General features: G+C 75.2%; 20 protein-coding genes and 1 tRNA gene. 9 read left to right on the forward strand and 12 right to left on the reverse strand.

The genetic code is table 11. The features are described 5' to 3' along the window. Window positions 1-412 precede the first annotated feature (412 nt). A tRNA-Trp gene (locus EV189_RS10865) sits at window positions 413-485 on the reverse strand. A gap of 115 nt (window positions 486-600) precedes the next feature. On the opposite strand from EV189_RS10865, the gene EV189_RS10870 reads away from it, so the two are divergent. Both EV189_RS10870 and EV189_RS10875 read left to right on the forward strand, forming a co-directional pair. Then, window positions 601-1,215 (forward strand): sigma-70 family RNA polymerase sigma factor, encoded by a 615-nt coding sequence (locus tag EV189_RS10870; protein WP_130493012.1) that lies wholly within the window; start codon window positions 601-603, stop codon window positions 1,213-1,215. A gap of 47 nt (window positions 1,216-1,262) precedes the next feature. Next, the gene (locus EV189_RS10875) at window positions 1,263-2,804 is read left to right on the forward strand and encodes an ATP-dependent DNA ligase (protein WP_231116280.1); all 1,542 of its coding nucleotides are present in this window, start codon (window positions 1,263-1,265) and stop codon (window positions 2,802-2,804) included. Window positions 2,805-2,816: 12 nt separating this feature from the next. Here EV189_RS10875 and EV189_RS10880 read toward each other — a convergent pair whose 3' ends face one another. Then, the gene (locus tag EV189_RS10880; RefSeq protein ID WP_231116281.1) at window positions 2,817-3,644 is read right to left on the reverse strand and encodes a serine hydrolase domain-containing protein; all 828 of its coding nucleotides are present in this window, start codon (window positions 3,642-3,644) and stop codon (window positions 2,817-2,819) included. Between the two features lie 149 nt (window positions 3,645-3,793). On the opposite strand from EV189_RS10880, the gene EV189_RS10885 reads away from it, so the two are divergent. Further along, window positions 3,794-4,675: a sulfurtransferase gene (locus EV189_RS10885; RefSeq protein ID WP_130493014.1), complete on the forward strand. Its 882-nt coding sequence runs from the start codon at window positions 3,794-3,796 to the stop codon at window positions 4,673-4,675. Beyond that, complete coding sequence (locus EV189_RS10890) at window positions 4,672-5,097, forward strand: SufE family protein (protein ID WP_130493015.1); 426 nt, start codon at window positions 4,672-4,674, stop codon at window positions 5,095-5,097. Before EV189_RS10885 ends, EV189_RS10890 begins: the two co-directional genes overlap by 4 nt. Window positions 5,098-5,103: 6 nt before the next feature. Here the strand turns inward: EV189_RS10890 and EV189_RS10895 are convergent, their stop codons facing one another. The 3 genes from EV189_RS10895 to EV189_RS10905 are packed head-to-tail and all read right to left on the reverse strand — an operon-like array spanning window position 5,104 to window position 8,286. Further along, on the reverse strand, window positions 5,104-6,603 hold the full coding sequence (locus EV189_RS10895) for an MFS transporter (RefSeq protein WP_231116282.1): 1,500 nt from the start codon (window positions 6,601-6,603) through the stop codon (window positions 5,104-5,106). 39 nt (window positions 6,604-6,642) lie between these two features. Further along, complete coding sequence (locus EV189_RS10900) at window positions 6,643-7,314, reverse strand: phosphodiesterase (protein ID WP_130493016.1); 672 nt, start codon at window positions 7,312-7,314, stop codon at window positions 6,643-6,645. 9 nt (window positions 7,315-7,323) lie between these two features. Continuing rightward, window positions 7,324-8,286 carry a DMT family transporter gene (locus tag EV189_RS10905; RefSeq protein ID WP_130493017.1) on the reverse strand — a complete coding sequence of 321 codons (963 nt, stop codon included), beginning with the start codon at window positions 8,284-8,286 and terminating at the stop codon, window positions 7,324-7,326. 101 nt (window positions 8,287-8,387) lie between these two features. On the opposite strand from EV189_RS10905, the gene EV189_RS10910 reads away from it, so the two are divergent. Beyond that, on the forward strand, window positions 8,388-8,927 hold the full coding sequence (locus EV189_RS10910) for a CGNR zinc finger domain-containing protein (RefSeq protein ID WP_130493018.1): 540 nt from the start codon (window positions 8,388-8,390) through the stop codon (window positions 8,925-8,927). 34 nt (window positions 8,928-8,961) lie between these two features. Here the strand turns inward: EV189_RS10910 and EV189_RS10915 are convergent, their stop codons facing one another. Further along, complete coding sequence (locus EV189_RS10915) at window positions 8,962-10,494, reverse strand: serine/threonine-protein kinase (RefSeq protein WP_130493019.1); 1,533 nt, start codon at window positions 10,492-10,494, stop codon at window positions 8,962-8,964. A 225-nt stretch (window positions 10,495-10,719) separates the two neighbouring features. Between EV189_RS10915 and EV189_RS10920 the strand changes: the two genes are divergently transcribed. After that, entirely contained in the window at window positions 10,720-11,640 is a 921-nt protein-coding gene (locus tag EV189_RS10920; RefSeq protein WP_231116283.1) for a spermidine synthase, read from the forward strand. Here EV189_RS10920 and EV189_RS10925 read toward each other — a convergent pair. Next, a complete protein-coding gene (locus EV189_RS10925) occupies window positions 11,575-12,207 on the reverse strand; it encodes a nucleoside/nucleotide kinase family protein (protein WP_130493020.1) in 633 nt (210 codons plus the stop codon). The two genes, EV189_RS10920 and EV189_RS10925, sit on opposite strands and share 66 nt — an antisense overlap. Before the next feature lie 11 nt (window positions 12,208-12,218). Further along, on the reverse strand, window positions 12,219-12,356 hold the full coding sequence (locus EV189_RS20185) for a hypothetical protein (protein WP_165400258.1): 138 nt from the start codon (window positions 12,354-12,356) through the stop codon (window positions 12,219-12,221). Between the two features lie 111 nt (window positions 12,357-12,467). On the opposite strand from EV189_RS20185, the gene EV189_RS10930 reads away from it, so the two are divergent. The 3 genes from EV189_RS10930 to EV189_RS10940 are packed head-to-tail and all read left to right on the forward strand — an operon-like array spanning window position 12,468 to window position 15,484. Beyond that, on the forward strand, window positions 12,468-12,944 hold the full coding sequence (locus tag EV189_RS10930; protein ID WP_130493021.1) for a heme-degrading domain-containing protein: 477 nt from the start codon (window positions 12,468-12,470) through the stop codon (window positions 12,942-12,944). Further along, window positions 12,941-14,602 carry an ABC-F family ATP-binding cassette domain-containing protein gene (locus EV189_RS10935; RefSeq protein ID WP_130493022.1) on the forward strand — a complete coding sequence of 554 codons (1,662 nt, stop codon included), beginning with the start codon at window positions 12,941-12,943 and terminating at the stop codon, window positions 14,600-14,602. The genes EV189_RS10930 and EV189_RS10935 overlap by 4 nt, the downstream gene beginning before the upstream one ends. 12 nt (window positions 14,603-14,614) lie before the next feature. Next, on the forward strand, window positions 14,615-15,484 hold the full coding sequence (locus tag EV189_RS10940) for a nuclease (protein ID WP_130493023.1): 870 nt from the start codon (window positions 14,615-14,617) through the stop codon (window positions 15,482-15,484). Between the two features lie 3 nt (window positions 15,485-15,487). On the opposite strand, the gene EV189_RS10945 is transcribed toward EV189_RS10940, so the two are convergent. The 4 genes from EV189_RS10945 to EV189_RS10960 all read right to left on the reverse strand — a co-directional run bounded on the left by EV189_RS10945 (window position 15,488) and on the right by EV189_RS10960 (window position 19,573). Continuing rightward, the gene (locus tag EV189_RS10945) at window positions 15,488-16,897 is read right to left on the reverse strand and encodes a DHA2 family efflux MFS transporter permease subunit (protein WP_130493024.1); all 1,410 of its coding nucleotides are present in this window, start codon (window positions 16,895-16,897) and stop codon (window positions 15,488-15,490) included. Window positions 16,898-16,967: 70 nt separating this feature from the next. Next, a complete protein-coding gene (locus EV189_RS10950) occupies window positions 16,968-17,504 on the reverse strand; it encodes a TetR/AcrR family transcriptional regulator (protein ID WP_130493025.1) in 537 nt (178 codons plus the stop codon). 207 nt (window positions 17,505-17,711) lie between these two features. Further along, the gene (locus EV189_RS10955) at window positions 17,712-18,617 is read right to left on the reverse strand and encodes a carbohydrate ABC transporter permease (protein WP_130493026.1); all 906 of its coding nucleotides are present in this window, start codon (window positions 18,615-18,617) and stop codon (window positions 17,712-17,714) included. Next, on the reverse strand, window positions 18,614-19,573 hold the full coding sequence (locus EV189_RS10960) for a carbohydrate ABC transporter permease (protein ID WP_231116284.1): 960 nt from the start codon (window positions 19,571-19,573) through the stop codon (window positions 18,614-18,616). The genes EV189_RS10955 and EV189_RS10960 overlap by 4 nt, the downstream gene beginning before the upstream one ends. Window positions 19,574-19,694: the final 121 nt, after the last annotated feature.

Consider the following 19,694-nt stretch of genomic DNA (forward strand, 5'->3'; position numbering starts at 1 on the left):
GCGGGCGACGAGGACAAAACAAATGGCATCTTCCTCGAATAGCACGCTGTTGAGTTCTCAAGAAACGAGCACACACGCTGCCAGCCCTTCCGGGCGTCTTTCGTGGTTGTTGTCGTTGCGAGATCTACATTAGCAGATCCTTTCGCGACTTTCCGCCTCCGAGACCGGCCGCCGGGGGTGACCCCCTGGTGTCCGTTCCTCTCGCGAGGCACGAGGAGAAAACTTACGCGACTCCCGCAGACCTGTCAACTCGGCCTCCGGCAGCCCCTGCGACCGCTCCCCCGGGCATCCTGCTCCCCGCTGGTGGGCGGGGGCAGCGGCGTCGCGACCGCCTCGCGCGGTCGTGGGGAGCCGGCCCGCGCACGGGCCCGCAGCAGGAGCTGCGGGCGCGGTGCGGACCTGGTCGTCGGTGCAGGGGCGACAGGACTTGAACCTGCAACCTGCGGTTTTGGAGACCGCTGCTCTGCCAGTTGAGCTACGCCCCTCCGGCACGGGTGGACCCGTGCCGCGGCACGCGGGTCCCGCGCGCCGGGGAAGAGCGTACCGCGCCCCTCCCGGTGCTTTCGCACTGCTTTCGCGGCCACGGGGTCTCCTGTCACCATGACGCAGGCACCCGTGACGCCGGCACCCGTGACGCCGACCTCCCCCACCGCGAGCAGCGAGGACTGGGAGCGCATCGTGCGCGAGCAGCAGCAGCGGGTGTACCGCCTCTCCTACCGGCTCACGGGCAACGCCGCCGACGCGGAGGACCTGACGCACGACGTGTTCGTGCGGATCTTCCGCTCCCTCGACTCCTACACCGAGGGCAACTTCGACGGCTGGGTCACCCGCATCACGATGAACCTCTTCCGCGACCGGTGGCGCCGGCGCAAGCGGATCCTCATCGAGGCCGTGGCGGACGACGACCTCGTGGCGCTCGGCACCGCCTCCCCCTCCTCGGAGGACGCGTGGACGGACAGCACCCTCGACGTGGACGTCCGCGCCGCGCTGGCGGCGCTCCCCCCTGCGTACCGCGACGCCGTCGTGCTCTGCGACGTCGACGGCATGGGCTACGAGCAGGCGGCCGAGGTGCTCGGCGTCAAGCTCGGGACCGTCCGCAGCCGGCTCCACCGGGGGCGCGCCCTCCTCCGCGAGTCGCTCGCCCACCGCCAGCCGGTGCGCCCGCGCCAGCGCACCCTGCCGTCGCTCCGCCCGGGGGCGCTCGGCGCCGCCTGACGCGCTCCTCCGGGCGAGCGTCGGTGGGCCCTGCCACGATGCGTGGCATGACCACGCTCGCCGCGCTGGTGGCCGCCAGCAGCGCCGTCGCCGCGACCCGCTCCCGGCGGGAGAAGGGCCGCGTGCTCGAGGCCCTGCTGCGCGAGGTGCTCGCCGGCGGCTCCCCCGAGGACGCGGCCGTCGTGACGGCGTACCTCGCCGGGGACGTGCGGCAGCGGGCGACCGGTGTCGGCTGGTCGTCGCTGCGCGCGCTGCCCGCGCCCGCGGAGCGCAGCAGCCTGGACGTGCTCGACGTGGACGCCGCCGTCGAGGCGCTGAGCACGGAGCGCGGACCGGGGAGCGCCGGTCGGCGGGCCGACCGGCTGGGCTCGCTGCTCTCCGCCGCCACCGCCGAGGAGCAGGACCTGCTGCGCCGGCTCCTCCTGGGCGAGCTGCGCCAGGGCGCGCTGGAGGCGCAGGTGCTCGAGGCGTGGGCGGCAGCCGCAGACGCCCCGCTCGAGGAGGTGCGCCGCGCCGCCATGCTCAGCGGCTCGCTGCCCGCCGTCGCGGCCCTCCTCGTCGCCCGCGGACCCGGCGCCCTCGCGGAGGTGGGACTGGTCCCCGGGCGCGGCGTCCACCCCATGCTCGCGGCGAGCAGCCCGAGCGTCGGCGAGGCCCTGGCCGGCATGGAGCACGGCGCCTCCGTCGAGGAGAAGATCGACGGCATCCGCGTGCAGGTCCACCGCGACGGCGACGAGGTGGTGGTGCTCAGCCGGACCCTCGACGACCTGACGGGCCGGCTCCCCGAGGTCGTCGCGCTCGCCCGCGCCCTGCCCGTGGAGCGCGTCGTCCTCGACGGCGAGGCCGTCGCGCTGCGCGACGACGGCCGCCCGCACGCCTTCCAGGACACGGCGTCGCGCACGGGGACGCGGACGCCCGGCGGCGGCGACCGCGCGCTCACGCCGGTCTTCTTCGACCTGCTGCACCTCGACGGGCGCGACCTGCTGGGCGTCCCGCTCGAGGAGCGCCGCGCCGAGCTCGAGCGCGTGGTCCCGGAGGAGCACCGGGTGCGCGCACTGCGCTGGCTCCCGGGCCAGCCGGTGGACGCAGCGGAGGGGTTCCTCGCGGCGACGCTCGCCAGGGGGCACGAGGGCGTGGTGGTCAAGGACCTGGCCTCGGCGTACTCCGCGGGGAGGCGCGGCAGCGCCTGGGTCAAGGTCAAGCCCGTGCACACCCTCGACCTGCTCGTCCTCGGCGCCGAGTGGGGCTCCGGGCGCCGGCGCGGCTGGCTGTCCAACCTCCACCTCGGCGCGCGCGACCCCGACGGCGGCGCGCCCGTGATGCTCGGCAAGACCTTCAAGGGGCTGACGGACGCGCTGCTCGAGTGGCAGACCGCGGCCCTGCAGGAGCGTGCCGTGGAGCGCCCCGGGTGGGGCGTCGTCGTCCGCCCCGACCTCGTCGTCGAGATCGCCTTCGACGGCGTGCAGCGCTCGCCGCGCTACCCCGGGGGCGTGGCGCTGCGCTTCGCCCGGGTCGTGCGCTACCGCGAGGACAAGCAGGCCGCCGAGGCGGACGACCTCGCCGCCGTCCGGGCGCACCTCCCGGGCTGACGGCGGGCTGCGTCAGCCCCCGGTCGCCGCCCGCAGCACCGCGTCGTTGAAGCCCGGCCACAGCTCCGCCGCCCAGGCCTCGAACGTGCGGTCGGTGAGGCAGACGCAGGCGACGCCCGCCGCGCGGTCCACCCAGACGTACGTGCCGCTCTGCCCGAAGTGGCCGAAGGTCGCCGGCGACTGCGTCGGACCGGTCCAGTGCGGCGCCTTGGTGCCGCGGACCTCGACGCCGAGCCCCCAGTCGTTCGGCTCCTGCTTGCCGAAGCCCGGCACGAGGCCGCGCAGCCCGGGGAACTGCACCGCCGCGAGCTCGGCGGCGGTCGTCGGGTGCAGCAGGGCGGGCCGCAGCAGCTCGGCGGCGAAGGCCGTGAGGTCGCGCACCGTCGAGACCCCGGCCCGCGCCGCCGAGCCGGGCAGGCTGCTGGCCCGCATGGCGAGCGGGCGCAGCACTCCCTCGGCGAGGTAGTCCGCGAAGGGCATCTCGACCGCGCGCTCCACCGCCGCGGCGAGCACCTCGAAGCCGGTGTTGGAGTAGATCCGCCGCACGCCCGGCGCCGCCATCGGGGCCGGGCCCTCGAGCGGGAGCCCGGACGCGTGCGCGAGCAGGTGGCGCACCGTCGAGCCCGCGGGCCCGGCCGGGTCGTCGAGCGCGAGCGCGCCCTCCTCGACCGCGAGCAGCGTCGCGTACGCCGTGAGCGGCTTGGTCACGCTCGCCAGCGCGTACGCCCGCTCGAGGTCGCCCTCGGCGGCGAGGATGCCGTCCGGGCCGACGACGGCGACCGCCACGTGCGGGACGGGCCAGTCGCGGACCTGGGCGAGGACGTCGGGCAGTGCGGGCACGGCCGCACCCTACGGGGGCTCGCTCCCGGTCCGACCAGTGCCGGGGGACCACGGCGAGGATGGCGGCGTGCAGGATGACGGCGGGCCGTCCGTGCGTTGCGGAGGGCGAAGGGGGGCACGCCCCCACCCGCTGAGCACGTGGAGGAACCGTGGCCCTGCCCGTCGACGCCCAGGCCGAGTCCGCCGGCTACGCCCACCCGGAGCGCCTGGTGAGCACCGCGTGGCTCGCCGAGCACCTCGGACAGCCCGGGCTCGTCGTGGTCGAGTCCGACGAGGACGTGCTGCTCTACGACACCGGCCACGTGCCCGGCTCGGTGAAGGTGGACTGGCACACCGAGCTCAACGACCCGGTCACCCGCGACTACGTCGACGGCGAGCGGTTCGCCGCGCTGATGCGGGCGAAGGGGATCTCGCGCGACTCGACCGTCGTGATCTACGGCGACCGCAACAACTGGTGGGCGGCGTACGCGCTGTGGGTGTTCACGCTGTTCGGCCACCCGGACGTGCGGCTGCTCGACGGCGGCCGGGCGAAGTGGGCCGCCGAGGGCCGCGAGCTGACGACAGCGGTGCCGGAGCCGGTCGCTGCGGACTACCCGGTGGTCGAGCGCGACGACAGCCGCGTGCGCGCCTTCAAGGACGACGTGCTGGCGCACCTCGGCTCCCCGCTGATCGACGTCCGCTCCCCCGGCGAGTACACCGGCGAGCTGCTCCACATGCCCGACTACCCGCAGGAGGGCGCGGTGCGCGGCGGCCACGTCCCGGGCGCGCGCAACGTCCCGTGGGCGACGGCGGCCGCCGAGGACGCGACCTTCCGTCCGCTCGAGGAGCTGCGGGCGCTCTACGAGGGCGGGGCGGGGCTCAGCCCCGAGGACGACGTGGTCGTCTACTGCCGCATCGGGGAGCGCTCGTCGCACACGTGGTTCGTGCTGACGCACCTGCTGGGCTACGACCGCGTGCGCAACTACGACGGCTCGTGGACCGAGTGGGGCAACAGCGTCCGCGTCCCCATCGAGACCGGCTCCGGGCAGTGAGCGCGCTGCCCGCGCCGCTCGAGGAGGTCGTCGAGGACTTCGCGGCGGTCGCGCCGCGCGACCGGCTCCAGCTGCTGCTCGAGATGGGCCAGGAGCTGCCGGCGCTGCCCGAGCGCTTCGCCTCGCGGGCCGGCATGGAGCAGGTCCAGGAGTGCCAGTCGCCGCTGTTCCTCGCGGTCGAGGTCGAGCAGGCGGGGCCGGTGCACCTGTGGTTCGACGCTCCCGCCGAGGCACCGACGACCCGCGGCTTCGCCGGCATCCTGCGCACCGGGCTCGAGGGCGCGAGCGCGGAGCAGGTGCTCGCCGTGCCCGACGACTTCTACGTGCGGCTGGGCCTCGCCGAGCTCGTCAGCCCGCTGCGGCTGCGCGGGATGGCCGCGATGCTCGCCCGGGTGAAGGGCCAGGTGCGCGCGGCCAGCTGAGCGGGCTCAGGCCCGCTCGTGCCGGCCGTGGCTGCGGGACCTGCCACCGCGCAGGTCCAGGAGCCCCAGCAGCAGCGAGAGCACGACGAACGCCGTGGCCACGAGCAGGCCCCGCTCCAGCGCTCCGGACCAGTCCTTGCCCTTCGACGAGGCCAGCGCGCTGAAGAAGACCGACCCCACGGCCGCGATGCCGAGCGCGGTGCCGACCCGCTGCCCGGTCTGCAGCACCCCGGACGCGCTGCCGCTGCCCTCGGGCGGCACCTCGGACAGGCTGATCGAGGTGTTCGGCGCGATGACCAGGCCGCTGCCCACACCGGCGACGAGCAGCGGGACCGCGAGGACCCAGCCGACCTCCTTGCCGCTCGCCGAGCCCAGCAGGAGGTCGGTGGCGACGAGGCCGACGACGACGAGGGCGAGCCCGGCGACCACCAGCGGACGGCCGGCCCGGTGCACGAGCTTGCCGCCCACGGCGCTCGCCACGCCCGAGCCGACCGCGAACGGCACCTGCGCGAGACCCGCCTCGAGCGCGCTGTAGCCGCGGCCCTGCTGCAGGAACAGCGTGTAGACGAAGAAGATCCCGGTGAAGCCCGCGAAGTAGACCGAGCCGATCGCGTTGCCCAGCGCGTACGACTTCAGCCGGAAGAGCCCGAGGTCGACCACGGGAGCGCCGCCGCGCCGCGCGTACCTGCGCTCCCAGAGCAGGAACAGCCCGGCGACCAGCAGCCCGGCCGGCACGAGCAGCCACTTCGCGGCGCCCTTCCACTCGCTCTCCTCGACGAGCGGCAGGAGGACGAGGACCACGGAGACGCCGAGCAGGACGACGCCGACGGGGTCGAGCGAGCGGCTCCCCCGCTCCTCCGGGCGACCGGGCAGCAGGCGCCAGGCGAACGGCAGGACGACCAGGCCGATGGGCAGGTTGACGAAGAAGATCCAGCGCCAGCCCTCCGTCGTGCCGAAGGCGCTGATGAGCAGCCCGCCCGCGAGCGGCCCGACCGCGGTGGACAGGCCGATGACCGCGCCGAGCATGCCGAACGCCTGGCCGCGCTCCTTCCCGCGGAACAGCTGCTGGATGACGCCGGCGTTCTGCGGGATCACGAGGCCGGCTGCGGCGCCCTGCAGCAGCCGCGCGCCCGCGAGGGTGCTCGAGGACGGGGCGAGCCCGCAGAGCACCGACGCGAGCGTGAACCCCGCGACGCCGATGATGAAGACCAGCCGACGGCCGTACGAGTCGCCCAGCCGTCCGGCCGGGACCAGCAGCAGGCCGAACGCCACCGCGTAGCCCGAGAGCACCCACTGCAGGTCGCTCGCGCTGGCCGACAGGCCCTTCTGGATGCTCGGCAGGGCGACGTTGACGATGCTGACGTCGAGCAGCGTCATGAACGCCGCGACGAGGCAGACCGCGAGCGCCCGCCAGCGGCGCGGGTCGCCGGCCTGCTCGCCGCCCCCCTGCTCAGCCGGGCGGGGCTCCTCGGAGCCGGAGCGTGGGGCGGTCTCGGTCGCGGTCACGACGGCAGGTGTGCCCCGCGGAGCCCCGCTTTGCACCAGTCACGGCGCGATCGGGCTCTGTGGCACCCGCCACTCGAGGCGGGCGTCGCGCTGCTCGCGCACCCGGGCGTACGCGGGGGCGCGGAAGCGCGACATCGCGCCGTCGGCCGTCAGGCCGGGAGGCGCGTGCCGAACCGCGTCGTACGCGTCAGCGGGGTCCTCGTCGGCGGCGAGCAGGGCGCCGAGGCGCAGCACGGCGTACGGCTCGAACGGTCCGCGCCCGAGCGCGGCGGCGAGCACGAAGCTCGTGGGTGTCTGGTCCTCGGCCACCGCCGCCAGCGTCACCCGGCCCTGCGGGCTGCCGTAGCTCGCCAGCGAGGAGTACGCGCCGGCGGTGTCGCGGCGCGGGGCCAGCAGGTGCCGGCTGAGCGCACCGAGCCCGGCCGTGGCCAGGAGCAGGTCGACCGGTCCGCCCGCGCCGGGCACGCGGACCGCGAGACCGAGCACGTCGGGCACCGGTCCCGGCAGCCCGACCGAGCGCGAGAGCCGGACCACCGCGGGCGCGCTGCCGGTCGCGTCGAGCCACGCCACGCCCCAGGGCTGCGCGAGCGGCAGCCGGTCGAGGACGGCGACGTACGTGTCCCCGGAGGGGTGCATGGGACGCCCGCCGCGCAGGACGGACACCCTGGCGAGGGCGCTCCCGACGGCGGACCCGAGCTGCGTCAGGGCCATGGCGGGGACCTACCCCGCGACGGCCCCCGCACCCGCGGGCTCGGGGAGGGCCGGCTGCGGGTCGCGCAGCTCGTCGACGCGGACGAGCACGACACCGGCGAGCAGGACGGCGCCGCCGACCAGCTGGACGGGGGCGGGCAGCTGGCCGAGCAGCAGCCAGGCGAAGGCCACGGCGAAGAGCACTTCGCTGAGCCCGATGAAGGACGCGAGGCGCGGGCCGAGCAGCCGCGCCCCGGCGATGCCCGTCGCGTAGGCCAGCGCGGCGGCGACCACGGCCAGCCCGAGCACGGGGACGAGAGGCGGGACCGCGTGCGACAGCAGCTCGACCGAGCGGGTGGACGCGTGCAGCCGGGGGTGCCCGGTCGCCCCCGCCGCCAGCAGGACCAGCGCGCCGACGCCCAGGCCGCCCCACGCGAGGACCACCGGCGGCAGGTCCTCGGGCTGCTCGGCGGAGCGGACGAAGTAGACCGCCAGTCCGACCGCGGCTCCCAGTCCCCACAGGACGCCGACCGGGTCGAGCCGCACTCCCCCGCCGAGGTCGAGCACGAGGGCGAGCCCGACCAGCGCCAGCGCGGCGCCGGCACCGGTGAGCCGCCGCGGGCGCTGCCCGTGGCGCAGCCACATCCAGCCGACGACGAGCAGGATCCCGAGGTACTCGAGGAGCAGCGCCACCCCGACGCCCAGCCGGGGCACGGCGCCGAAGTAGCACAGCTGCGCCGCCGCGACGGCGAGCACGCCGTAGCCGACGACGGCCCCGGCCGAGCGGCGCAGCCCGGCGACGCCGCTGCGCAACTCGCGCAGCGCGAAGGGCGTGAGCACGACGAAGGCGACGAGCAGCCGAGCGCTGACCGCGGCCGCCGGTGTCCAGCCCGCGTCGAGCAGCGAGGTCGCGAAGGAGCCCGAGCTGCCGAAGCTCGCGCCCGAGAGCAGCGCCAGCCACAGGCCGGTGCCACGGGAGCTCGAGCCGGGCATGAGATCCTCCGACGGCGGGGTTGCCGAGAGCGTCACGACCGTGGCGGGCCGACGCCCGTGACGCGCCGCCACCGTAGGTCTGCCGCGAGTAAGGAGTCAAGGTGGTTTTCGCCCATGACACCGAGATGGCGCTGGCCTCGGCGGCGGAGCTCGTCAACACCGCGCACAGCGAGCCCGACGGCCTCGCGGACCTCGCCGACCTGGAGCGCTACGTCACGTCCTGGGGCTTCACCGGCGACCGCACCCACGACGAGGACGAGCTGAGCGCCGTCCGCGAGCTGCGCCCCCGCCTCGAGCGGCTGTGGGACGCCCCCGAGGACGAGGCGGTCGAGCTCGTCAACGCCCTGCTCGCCGAGGCGCGCGCCCTGCCGCAGCTCGTCCGGCACGACGGCTGGGACTACCACCTGCACGCGACCTCGCCGCACGCCCCGCTCGCCGACCGCATGGCCGTCGAGGCCGCGATGGCGTTCGTCGACGTGATCCGCATGGGCGAGATGCCGCGGCTGCGCCGGTGCGCCGCCGCGGACTGCGACGACGTGCTCGTCGACCTGTCGAAGAACCGCTCGCGCCGCTTCTGCGACGTGACGTGCTCGAACCGGACGAACGTGGCGGCCTACCGCGCGAGGCGCGCCGCTCGGTAGGGCGCGAGGCGCGCCGCTCGGCAGGGCGCGAGGGCTAGGCCGGGGCGAGCCAGCGGTAGCCGCGCAGGGCGAGGTCCGGCAGGGAGCCGAGGGGCCACGCGGCGGGCTCCGCGGTGGCGGAGAGCACGAGGAGCGCCGCGGCGACGAGGGCCAGCAGCCCCGTCGCGGCCCGGCTGGCCCTGCTCGGGCCACCGGCGAGCAGCACGCGGGCGGCTCCACGGCGTACGCCGGTGCAGCCCGGTCCCCAGCACAGCAGCGCCGCGCCCACGGCAGCAGCAGCGGCGGCGGCGCCGGCCCGGTGCAGGTCCGCCCCGCCGGGCGGCAGGAGCGCGTGCGCCGCGAGGGCGGTGCCCGCCGCGCCGAGCAGGCCGAGCGGCAGCGTGACCGCGGTGGCGGCCAGCGCGCGCAGCAGGTGCCAGGGCGCGAGGGCGCCCGCCACCCAGGGGTCGGAGCGTCCGGGACCGCGGCGCGCGGCCCGGGACCGGCGCGCTCGCGAGGCGAGGTCGACGGCGCGGGCGCCGGCCGCCCCGGCGACGACGAGGGCGCCGCCCACGACGGGCGCACGGGCGCAGACGGCGGCGAGCACGACGACGAGCGCGGCGAGCAGCACCGGCGCGGAGGGCGGGCGCGGCGGCAGGGGCGGAGGGGCGTACGGCGCGACGGGCTCGCGCGGCACGGTCCCGTGCACCACGACCGGGACTCCCGGCGGCACCACGAGCGCGGGCCGGGGCTCGGGCGCGCGCGGCGCCGCCGGCCGCACGACCGCCAGGGTCGTCGCCGCTCCCCCGCCGAGCGCTGCCACCTCCTGCGCGCTCGGGCGCGCCGCGGGCTCCGGGTCGAGCGCGGCCACGACCAGCGCCAGCAGCTCGTCGGGCACCCCGTCGAGGTCCGGCTCGCCCTCGAGGACGCGCGCCAGGACGACCTCGAAGGCGCCGCTGCCGAACGGCGGCCGACCGGTGGCCGCGAACGCGACGGTGGCGCCCCACCCGTACACGTCGGCGGCGGGGGTGACGCCGGACCCGCGGACGGTCTCGGGCGGCAGGTAGCCCGGCGTCCCGAGGAAGAGGCCGGTCGCGGTCAGCCGGGTGGTGTCGAGCACGTGGGCGAGCCCGAAGTCGACGAGCACCGGCTGGCCCTCGGCGAGCAGCACGTTGCCGGGCTTGACGTCGCGGTGCACCACGCCGGCCGCGTGGAGCGAGACGAGGGCGGCGCCGAGCCCCGCGGCCAGCGCGTGCAGCTCGTCGCCGCGGACGGCGCCGTGCCGCTCCACGCGCTCGGGCAGCGGGCGCCCCTGGACGTAGCGCATGACGACGTACGGCGTGGTGGCCTCGAGGTCGGCGTCGACCACGCTGGCGACGTGCTCGCCCCCGACCCGGCGCAGCGCCGCGACCTCGCGGGCGAGGCGTTCGCGGCCGGAGTCGTCGAGCACGTGGGGGCGCAGGACCTTGACCGCGACGGCGCGGCCCTCGGGGTCGAGCGCGAGGTGGACGACGCCCATGCCGCCCTCGCCGATGCGTGCCAGCAGCTGGTACGGACCCAGCCGGGCGCCCGCGTCGAGCACGTCCACGGGCGCACGCTACCTGTCGGGGGCGGGGATCTCGGGGAGGTCGCACGGCGTGCGGGAGGTCGTCGGTGCGGGGGGTCGACACCGCACGGGCGGGAGAGGCGCGCCTTTGCGCCTGCCCCGGAGAAGATGGAACCCTGGCGCGGCGCCCGGGGGCAAGCGCCGCAGGTCTCGAAGCCGTAACGATCCGGACATCCCGCCGCCGCACGAGCACGACCAGGAGGACCCGTGGGGCGCGAGCCGCGCAGCCGCCGTCGCCCCGCCCCCTCGCGCCGCGGTGCACCCGAGGTCCTGCCCGGGCAGCACGAGGTGACCGGCCAGACCGCGGAGCTCCTGCGCGACCTCGACGTCGACGAGGGGTGGGTGCTGCTGCTCGACGGCGTGCCCTCGTCCTACGTCGACCTCGCCGACCCGACGCACCTCGGCTTCGAGTACATGGCGTGGATCGCGGGAGTCCTGGACTCGCTCGCGCCCGCCGGCGACCCCCTCGACACCGTCCACGTCGGTGGGGGTGCAGGCTCGCTCGCCCGCTACCTCGCGGCCACGCGACCGCGCTCGACGCAGGTCGTGCTCGAGCTCGACCCGCGCATCGTCGAGCTCGCCCGCGACGTCCTCGGGCTGCGCCAGGGCCCGCGGCTGCGGGTGCGCGCACGGGACGGGCGCGCCGGGCTCGCGAAGGAGCCGCCGGGCAGCGCCGACGTCGTCATCCGCGACGCCTTCGACGGCCTCCAGGTGCCGTCCCACCTGCTGACGACGGGGTTCCTCGCCGAGGTGCGGCGGGTGCTGCGCCCGGGCGGGACCTACGTCGCCAACCTCAGCGGCCGGCCCGGCCTCGCGGACGCGCGGCGCGAGGCCGCGACGGCGCTCGCGTCCTTCGCGCACGTCGCCCTGCAGAGCGAGCCGGCGGTCTTCCGGGGCCGGCGCAACGGCAACGTCGTGCTCGTCGCCTCCGACGCACCGCTGCCGGTCGACGCTCTGCTGCGCCGGGCGTCGGGTGGGGCCGCGCCGGCGCGGGTGCTCGTGGAGGAGCGGCTGGCCGAGCTGGTGGGGCGCGCGCTGCCGCTGGAGGACCCGCCGGACGAGTCAGTCCCGCTCGACGACGAGCCCGGGGTGCCGGGGGTCGTCGACCCGGGCGACGAGGTCGGCTGAGCGGGACGGGTCCGTCTCCGCCGCGTACCGCTCGTACGCCGGCAGCACCCACCGCTCGTCCTCCGGGAGGCGGCGGAGCAGCGCCGCGGGCGAGAGGTGCAGGTGCACGGTGAGGTCGAAGGCGAGCCACCGGCCAAGCAGCAGCTCCCCGGCGACGAGCACGACCTGGCCGGGTGCGGCAGCGACGTACGCCGCGCGGGTCGCCCGGTCGCGCACCGGGTCCCAGAGGCTCGGGAGGAACCGGCCCGTACCCCCGGGCTCGAGGGGGTCGAGGACCTCGCGGTCGAGCGCGCGCACGTCGAGCCGGTCCTCGAGGTACGCGTCGGGGTCCGTCCGGCCGTGCTCGAAGCGCAGCGAGGCCGGCCGCAGGAAGCCGGCGGCGTCGAGCGCGGTCGCCGGTCGCCCCTGCGCGACGAGCTCGTCGGCGACCGCGCGGGCCAGGTCCAGCGGCCGGGCCGGGGGCGCCCCGTCGACCGCGACGCGCAGGGGCCGGTCCGCACGCGCCGCGAGGCAGCGCTCCACGACCGCGTCGCGGAGGCCCTCGGGGGTGGCCGGTCGCACGCGCACGACCGGCGAGGCTACGCCAGCGGCTCGGCCCCCCGGCCCGGCTCCCGCGAGCGCGGGGCGGTGGTCGCGTGGTCGCGGCTGTCGGCGCCGAAGCGCGCAGCCAGCACGGCGAGCAGGAGCAGGGCGGCGAGGACGACGAGAGCACCCACGGGAACCTCCAGGACGGGAGCGGACCTCCAGAATGGACGGACCGCTCGCGCTGATCGAGGGCCATTGACGGACCTTTGGCCCGCGTTGCCCGAGGCCCGTACGCTGCGGGCATGACGTCCGAGCCCCTCACGCCCGACACCGTCCTCAGCCAGGAGCGCGAGCTCGTGCTCCCGTCGCTGTCGAACGACGACGCCGTGGACCTCGGGCTCGAGCTGCTGCGGCTCGCCCGGGAGCGCGCACTGCCGGTCCTCATCGAGGTGCGCCGCGGGCCGCAGGTGCTCTTCCGCGCAGCGCTGCCCGGCGTCGTGCCGGACAACGACGTCTGGGTCGCCGGCAAGACCCGGGTGGTGGAGCGCTACGGCCACGCGACCCTCTACCACCGCCTCGTCGAGGAGGAGTCCGGCGTCTCCTTCACCGAGCGCAACGGACTCGACTTCGCCGACTACCGCGCGCACGGCGGCGGGTTCCCGCTCGCCGTCGCCGGCACCGGGGTCGTGGGCGTCGCCGTCGTCAGCGGCCTGCCGCAGCGCGAGGACCACGCCCTGGTCGTCGAGGCCCTGCGCGCGCACCTCGCCTCCCGCGGGTGAGCGCGACCCTCGTCGCGAGCGGGCTCGCGGCCGCCTTCGGGGACCGCTCGCTCTTCGCCGACCTCGACCTCACCGTCGCGCCGGGTGACGTCGTCGGGCTCGTCGGCGCCAACGGCGCGGGGAAGTCGACGCTGCTGCGCGTCCTCGCCGGGCTGCAGGCTCCCGAGTCCGGCTCGGTCGCCCTCGCCCCCACCTCCGCCGTCGTGGGCCACCTCCCGCAGGAGCACGAGCGGCGCTCGGGCGAGAGCGTGCTCGACCACCTCGCGCGACGGACGGGCGTCGCCGCCGCCGACGCCGCGCTGACGGCCGCGACGGAGGCGCTCTCCGCGGGCGCTGCCGGCGCCGACGAGGCGTACGCGACGGCGCTGGAGCGCTGGCTCGCCCTCGGGGCGGCCGACCTCGAGGACCGCGCGCCCGCCGTCGCTGCCGACCTCGGGCTGGACGTCGACCTCGCGATGCCGATGACGGCGCTGTCGGGCGGGCAGGCGGCCCGCGCGGGGCTCGCGGCCCTGCTGCTGAGCCGCTACGACGTGTTCCTCCTCGACGAGCCCACCAACGACCTCGACCTCGACGGCCTCGCGCGGCTCGAGGGCTTCGTGCTCGGGCAGCGCGCCGGCGTGGTCGTCGTGAGCCACGACCGCGAGTTCCTCGCCCGCACCGTGGACCGGGTCATCGAGATCGACGCCGCGCAGCACCGGGTGGCGGTCTACGGCGGCGGCTACGACGCGTACCTCGAGGAGCGGGCGCGGGCGCGCCGGCACGCCCGTGAGGCGTACGAGGACTACGCCGAGACCCGCTCCGACCTGGAGGCGCGGGCGCGCACCCAGCGCGCCTGGATGGAGAAGGGCGTGAAGAACGCCCGGCGCAAGGCGACCGACAACGACAAGATCGGCCGGAAGTTCCGCAGCGAGGCGAGCGAGAAGCAGGCAGCGAAGGCCCGGCAGACCGACCGCGCGATCGAGCGGCTCGAGGTGGTCGAGGAGCCCCGCAAGGAGTGGGAGCTGCGCATGTCGATCGCCGCCGCACCCCGGTCGGGGACCCTGGTGGGCGAGCTGCGCGAGGCCGTCGTCCGGCGCGGCGGGTTCGTGCTCGGACCGGTCACCCTGCAGGTCGAGTGGGGCGAGCGCGTCGCGGTGACGGGGCCCAACGGCGCCGGGAAGACCACGCTGCTCGGCCTGCTGCTCGGCGAGCTGCCGCCGGACTCGGGGACGGCGCGGGTCGGCTCGGGGGTCCAGGTCGGGAAGGTCGACCAGGCGCGCGCGCTGTTCACCGGGGAGCGCCCGCTGCTCGACGTGCTCGGGCGCGAGGTGCCCGAGTGGCCCGAGGCCGAGGTGCGCACGCTGCTGGCGAAGTTCGGGCTGCGCGGCGACATCGTGCTGCGCGCCTGCTCCACGCTGTCCCCCGGTGAGCGGACCCGCGCCGGGCTCGCCCTGCTGCAGGCGCGGGGGGTCAACCTGCTCGTGCTGGACGAGCCGACGAACCACCTCGACCTCCCGGCGATCGAGCAGCTCGAGCAGGCCCTGGCGGACTACGCCGGGACGCTGCTGCTGGTCACCCACGACCGGCGCATGCTCGCCGCCGTGGAGACGACCCGCCGGCTCGAGGTGCTCGACGGGCAGGTGCGGGAGGCCGGGGCGGGCACTGTCAGCGGCAGGTGATCTGCTGGGCGCATGACGTTCACGCGGATCGACGGGACCCTCTCGGTCGTCGGAGCGGCGCCCGACGGCGACTCGGTGCGCTTCACGCCGAACCGGGCCGACGCGTGGCGCGCCGCCGGCCTGGCGGTGCGGGCCAACCCGCACGGGGGCGTCCAGCTCCGCCTGGACGCGATCGACGCGCTGGAGACGCACTACGCCCCGCCCCAGCGCACCTCCGCCGCGATGCTCCACCAGCCGCTGCCGCTCGCGCACGCCGCCGCGGAGGAGCTGCTGCGGCTCGTGGGCTTCACCGCGGTCTCCCGCGGCGCCGACGAGGTGGTGACCGCGGTGACGCCGGCGACCGTCGCGGCCTCGATCCTCACGAGCGGGGTCGACACGTACGGCCGCTGCGTCGCGTTCCTCCTCCCCGCCGGGGCGCCGCTGCTCGGCGGTGACGGCACGCGGGTGCGCGTCGCGCCCGCCGACCTCTCCCCCAGCGCCAACGCGCAGCTGCTGGCCACGGGCCTGGCCTACCCGACGTTCTACTCCGGGCTGTACGCCGACCTGCGCACCAGCCTCGCCGGCCTCGCCTCCGCGGCGCGCGACGCGCGCTCCGGCGTCTGGGCCGAGGACCGCACCACCGCCGGCGTGGAGGTCACCTCGCTGCAGGTGCTCACCGACAGCGCGGTCATCCTGCCGAAGCTCTTCCGCCGGCTGGCGGAGTACCTCGCGCTCGGCAGCACGTCGATGGCCGGCTTCCGCGCCTTCCTCGACGCCCGGGGCGACCGGGTGCTCGTGCTCCCGCGCGGCGAGGTCGCCCCGGTCTCCTCCGTGGTGGCGGTCGACGGCGAGGTCGTCCGGCTGACGACGCAGCCGGACGACCTCGTCTTCTTCGAGGGCTGAGCCTCAGGCGGCGAGCACGGGCTCCCCGACCGGCACCACCGCGGTGGCCCGGCGCCCCGGCAGCAGCACGGCGCACGCTGCCGCGGCGAGGACCACGGCCACGCCCACCCACAGCGCCGGCACGATGCCGTCGACGAAGGCCTGCGGCGAGCCGTACCCACCTGTCGAGGAGAAGACCGTGCCGAGCACGGCGACGCCGAACACCCCGCCGATCTCGCGGAAGGTGGTGTTGGTGCCGCTGGCCACCCCCGCGTACGCCGGGTCGGCGGCGCCGAGCACGACGCTGGCGAGCGGCACGAAGACCAGGCCCATGCCGATGCCGGCGAGCACGAAGGCGGGGACCTGCGCCGCGTACGAGACGCTGGTGCTGAGGGTCGCCGCGAACCACCCGAGCCCGGCGGCCTGGAGGACCAGGCCGACCAGCAGCAGCGGGCGGCCGCCGACCCGGTCGGACAGCGGCCCGGCGACGGGCGCCACGAGCAGCGGCATCGCCGTCCACGGCAGCGTCTTGAGGCCGGCCTCGAACGGCGAGGACCCCTGCACGGTCTGGAGGAACTGCGCCAGCAGGAAGATCGAGCCGAAGACCCCGAAGGAGAACAGCAGCGACAGCACGTTCGCGGCGGTGTAGCCGCGCGAGCGGAACATTCCGAGCGGCACCATCGGCTCGGCCGTGCGCGCCTCCCAGGCGACGAAGGCGAGGAGCAGCAGCGCGCCGGCGGCCAGGCTGCCGAGGACCCCCGCGCTGGTCCAGCCGTGCCCGTTGCCGCGGACCAGGCCGAGCACGAGACCGACGAGTCCGAGCGTGGCGAGCGCGAGCCCCGGCAGGTCGAGCGCGCGGCGTCCGCTCGTCCGCTGCTCGGGCAGCCGGAGCAGGGCGACGGGGACGAGGACCAGGCCGATCGGGACGTTCAGCCAGAAGATCCACTGCCACGCCCACCCCTCGACGACCGCGCCCCCCACGAGCGGGCCCACCGCGATCGCGATGCCGGTGACGGCGCCCCACACGCCAAGCGCGGCACCGCGGCGCTGCGGCGGGACGGCTGCGCTGAGGATCGTGAGGGTGAGCGGCATGACCAGGGCGGCGCCGACGCCCTGGGCAGCCCGCGCCGCGACGAGGGCCCCGATCCCGGGGGCGAGCGCGGCGAGCGCCGACGAGACCGTGAACAGCGCGAGCCCGGCGACGAGGGTGCGGCGCCGGCCGTACCGCTCGCCGAGGGCGGCGCCGGTGAGCAGGAGCACGCCGAAGGTCAGCGTGTACGCGTTCACCGTCCACTCGAGCCCCTCCAGCCCCGCACCGAGGTCGGCGCGGATCGAGGGCAGCGCCGTCGAGACGACGAGGTTGTCGAGCGACACCATGAACGCGGCCAGGGACGTGACGACGAAGGTCCAGAGCAGCGGCGCATGACGGGACATGGCTCCTCCTTGTTGTGAGTGCTCACTACCTTGAGTGGGCAGCGGTAGGCCGGAGTGGCGTGACGGACGATCAGCTGGGCGGGACCAGGGACTGCGCCCACGGCTCGACCGGCACCGTGGGGTCGAGCAGGTCCATCGCCGCGACGACGTTGAGCAGCATGCCGGTGGCGAAGAACTGGCGGACGGTCTCGGGGTCGGCCCCCGACAGCGTGGTGACGACGCCGTGCAGTCGGGCGAAGCCCGCCCGCGTTGCCGCCCGCACCTCCGGGTCGCGGCAGGCCACGAACGCCTGCTGCATGTGGAGGACGAGCTCGCGGTCGTGGATGAGCTCGACGTAGGCCCCGCCCATCGCGGTGAGGGCCTGCTCCCCCGTCACGCCGTCCGCCGCCTCGCGGAACACGGCCTCGATGCGGGCGAAGACCCGCTCGCACGACGCGGTGAACAGCGCCCGCTTCGTGCTGAACAGGCGGAACAGGTAGGGCTGCGAGATCCCCGCCGCGCGGGCGATGTCCTCGGTCGAGGTCCCGTCGAGACCACCCTCGGCGAAGTGCGTGCCGGCGACGCGCAGCACCAGCTCGCGCCGCTCGTCCGCCGACATCCTCGCCATGCCCTGAAGGTAGTGACCACTAACTAGCACTGTCAAGGGGTGGCCCTCAGGTCCGAACGGGGGCACCCGGTGGTCGTCGGGGCACCACTGGGGCGCCCTGTTCGGACCCGGGCGCTGCGCACGTCGGCGGGGAGGCCCTCCCCCGACGCACGAGCGCCCCTCCTGCGGGGTGGCAGGAGGGGCGCTGGAGGCGTACGGGCCGGGCGGCTAGCCCTTCAGGCCACCGGCCAGCAGGCCGCGCACGAAGTAGCGCTGCAGGCTGAGGAAGACCACGAGCGGCACGACGATCGAGACGAAGGCACCGGCCGACAGGAGGTACCACGCACTGCCTCGGGTGCCGGCGAGGCTCTGGATCGCGACCGTCAGCGGCTGCGTCTCGGGCTTGCCGCCGAGGAAGACGAGGCCGACGAGCAGGTCGTTCCAGACCCAGAGGAACTGGAAGATGCCGAACGCCGCGAGCGCGGGCGTGATGAGCGGCAGCAGCACCTGGAAGAAGATGCGCACGTGCCCCGCGCCGTCGACGCGGGCCGCCTCGATGAGCTCCCCCGGGATCTCCTTCATGAAGTTGTGCAGGAGGAAGATCGCGAGCGGCAGGGCGAACATCGTGTGCGAGATCCACACGGTCCAGAAGCTGCCGCCGATGTGCAGCCACTTGATGTAGATCTGCAGCAGCGGGATCATCGCGACCTGCAGCGGCACGACCTGCAGCGCGAAGACGGCGACGAACAGCGCGTCGCGCCCCTTGAACGGGATCCAGGCGAAGGTGTACGCCGCGAGCGACGCCAGCAGGACCGGGGCGATGACGGCCGGGATCGTGATGACGATGGAGTTGACGAAGTAGCCGGACAGGTCCGTGCTCGTGCCCGAGCTGAACACCTGGCGGTAGTTGTCCAGCGTGAGGTTCGGGTGGAGGAAGACGTTCCACCAGCCGCTGACCCGGATGTCGTCCTGGGTGCGGAACGAGGTGAGGAACAGGCCGAGCGTGGGCGTGGTCCAGAGGACCGCGATGACGATGGCGGTCAGCGACGCCCAGGGCGAGCTCAGCCGCTTGCGCGCGACGGCCGTGGTGGCGAGCTCGCCGGTGACGGCGACGGGCGGGGTCGTGGTGGTCATCGCGCATCAGCCTTCCGCAGCTGCCGGACGTTGTAGATGACGACCGGGATGACGAGCACGAAGAGGATGACGGCCAGCGTGGCCCCGAGCCCCTCGTCCCCGATGTTGAAGCTCTGGTTGTAGAACTCGTTGGCGATGACGCTGGTGTCGAACTGGCCGCCGGTCATGGTCCGCACGATGTCGAACACCTTGAGGGTGCCGATGGCGATCGTCGTGAGGACCACGATCACGGCCGGGCGGATGCTGGGCAGCGTGACGAAGCGGAACATGCCGACGGCGTTGACGCCGTCGAGCCGGGCCGCCTCGATGATGTCCTGCGGGATCGCCTTGATCGCAGCGGACAGGACCGTCATCGCGAAGCCGGCCTGGATCCAGATCATGACGACGATGAGCCAGAAGGTGTTGCTGGGCCAGTTGAGCAGGAACTGCTGCGCCGGGAGGCCGAGCTTCACGAGGATCTCGTTGAGCAGGCCGATCTGGCTGCCCGCGCCCTTGTAGGTGTAGACGAACTTCCAGATGATCGACGCGCCGACGAACGAGATCGCCATCGGCAGGAAGACCAGCGCCTTCGCGATGGCCTCGACGCGCGACTTGTCGATGACGAGCGCGTAGAGCAGGCCGATCGCGGTCGCGAAGAACGGCACGAACACTACCCAGAGCACGGTGTTCAGCAGCACGATCAGCAGGTCGTGGTCGCTGAAGACGGTCTGGTAGTTGTCGATGCCGATGAACTTCGTGCCCTCCGCGTTGCGGAAGGAGTCGAGCAGCGTGCGGATCGCGGGGTAGACGAGCCCGACCGCGAGCAGGACCACCGTCGGCACGAGGAAGACCATCGCGACGCTGCGGTCGGCGGACCTCCCCCGGATCCGGTCCGCCAGCAGCATGATCACCGCGAACACGACCGCGAAGGCCACGACCGCGATGACCATCTGCTCGAACTTGTCGAAGGTGGACACCCCGCATCACCTCTTCTGTGGGTTCCGAGCGCCGTCGATCAAGGACCGCGGCTGAGACGGTACTCGCCGCGCAGGGCGCTGACGAGCATCTGGGACCGAGCCGCGCGGGGGGTCCGCGCCG

Source organism: Motilibacter rhizosphaerae (genome assembly GCF_004216915.1).
GTDB lineage: Bacteria > Actinomycetota > Actinomycetes > Motilibacterales > Motilibacteraceae > Motilibacter > Motilibacter rhizosphaerae.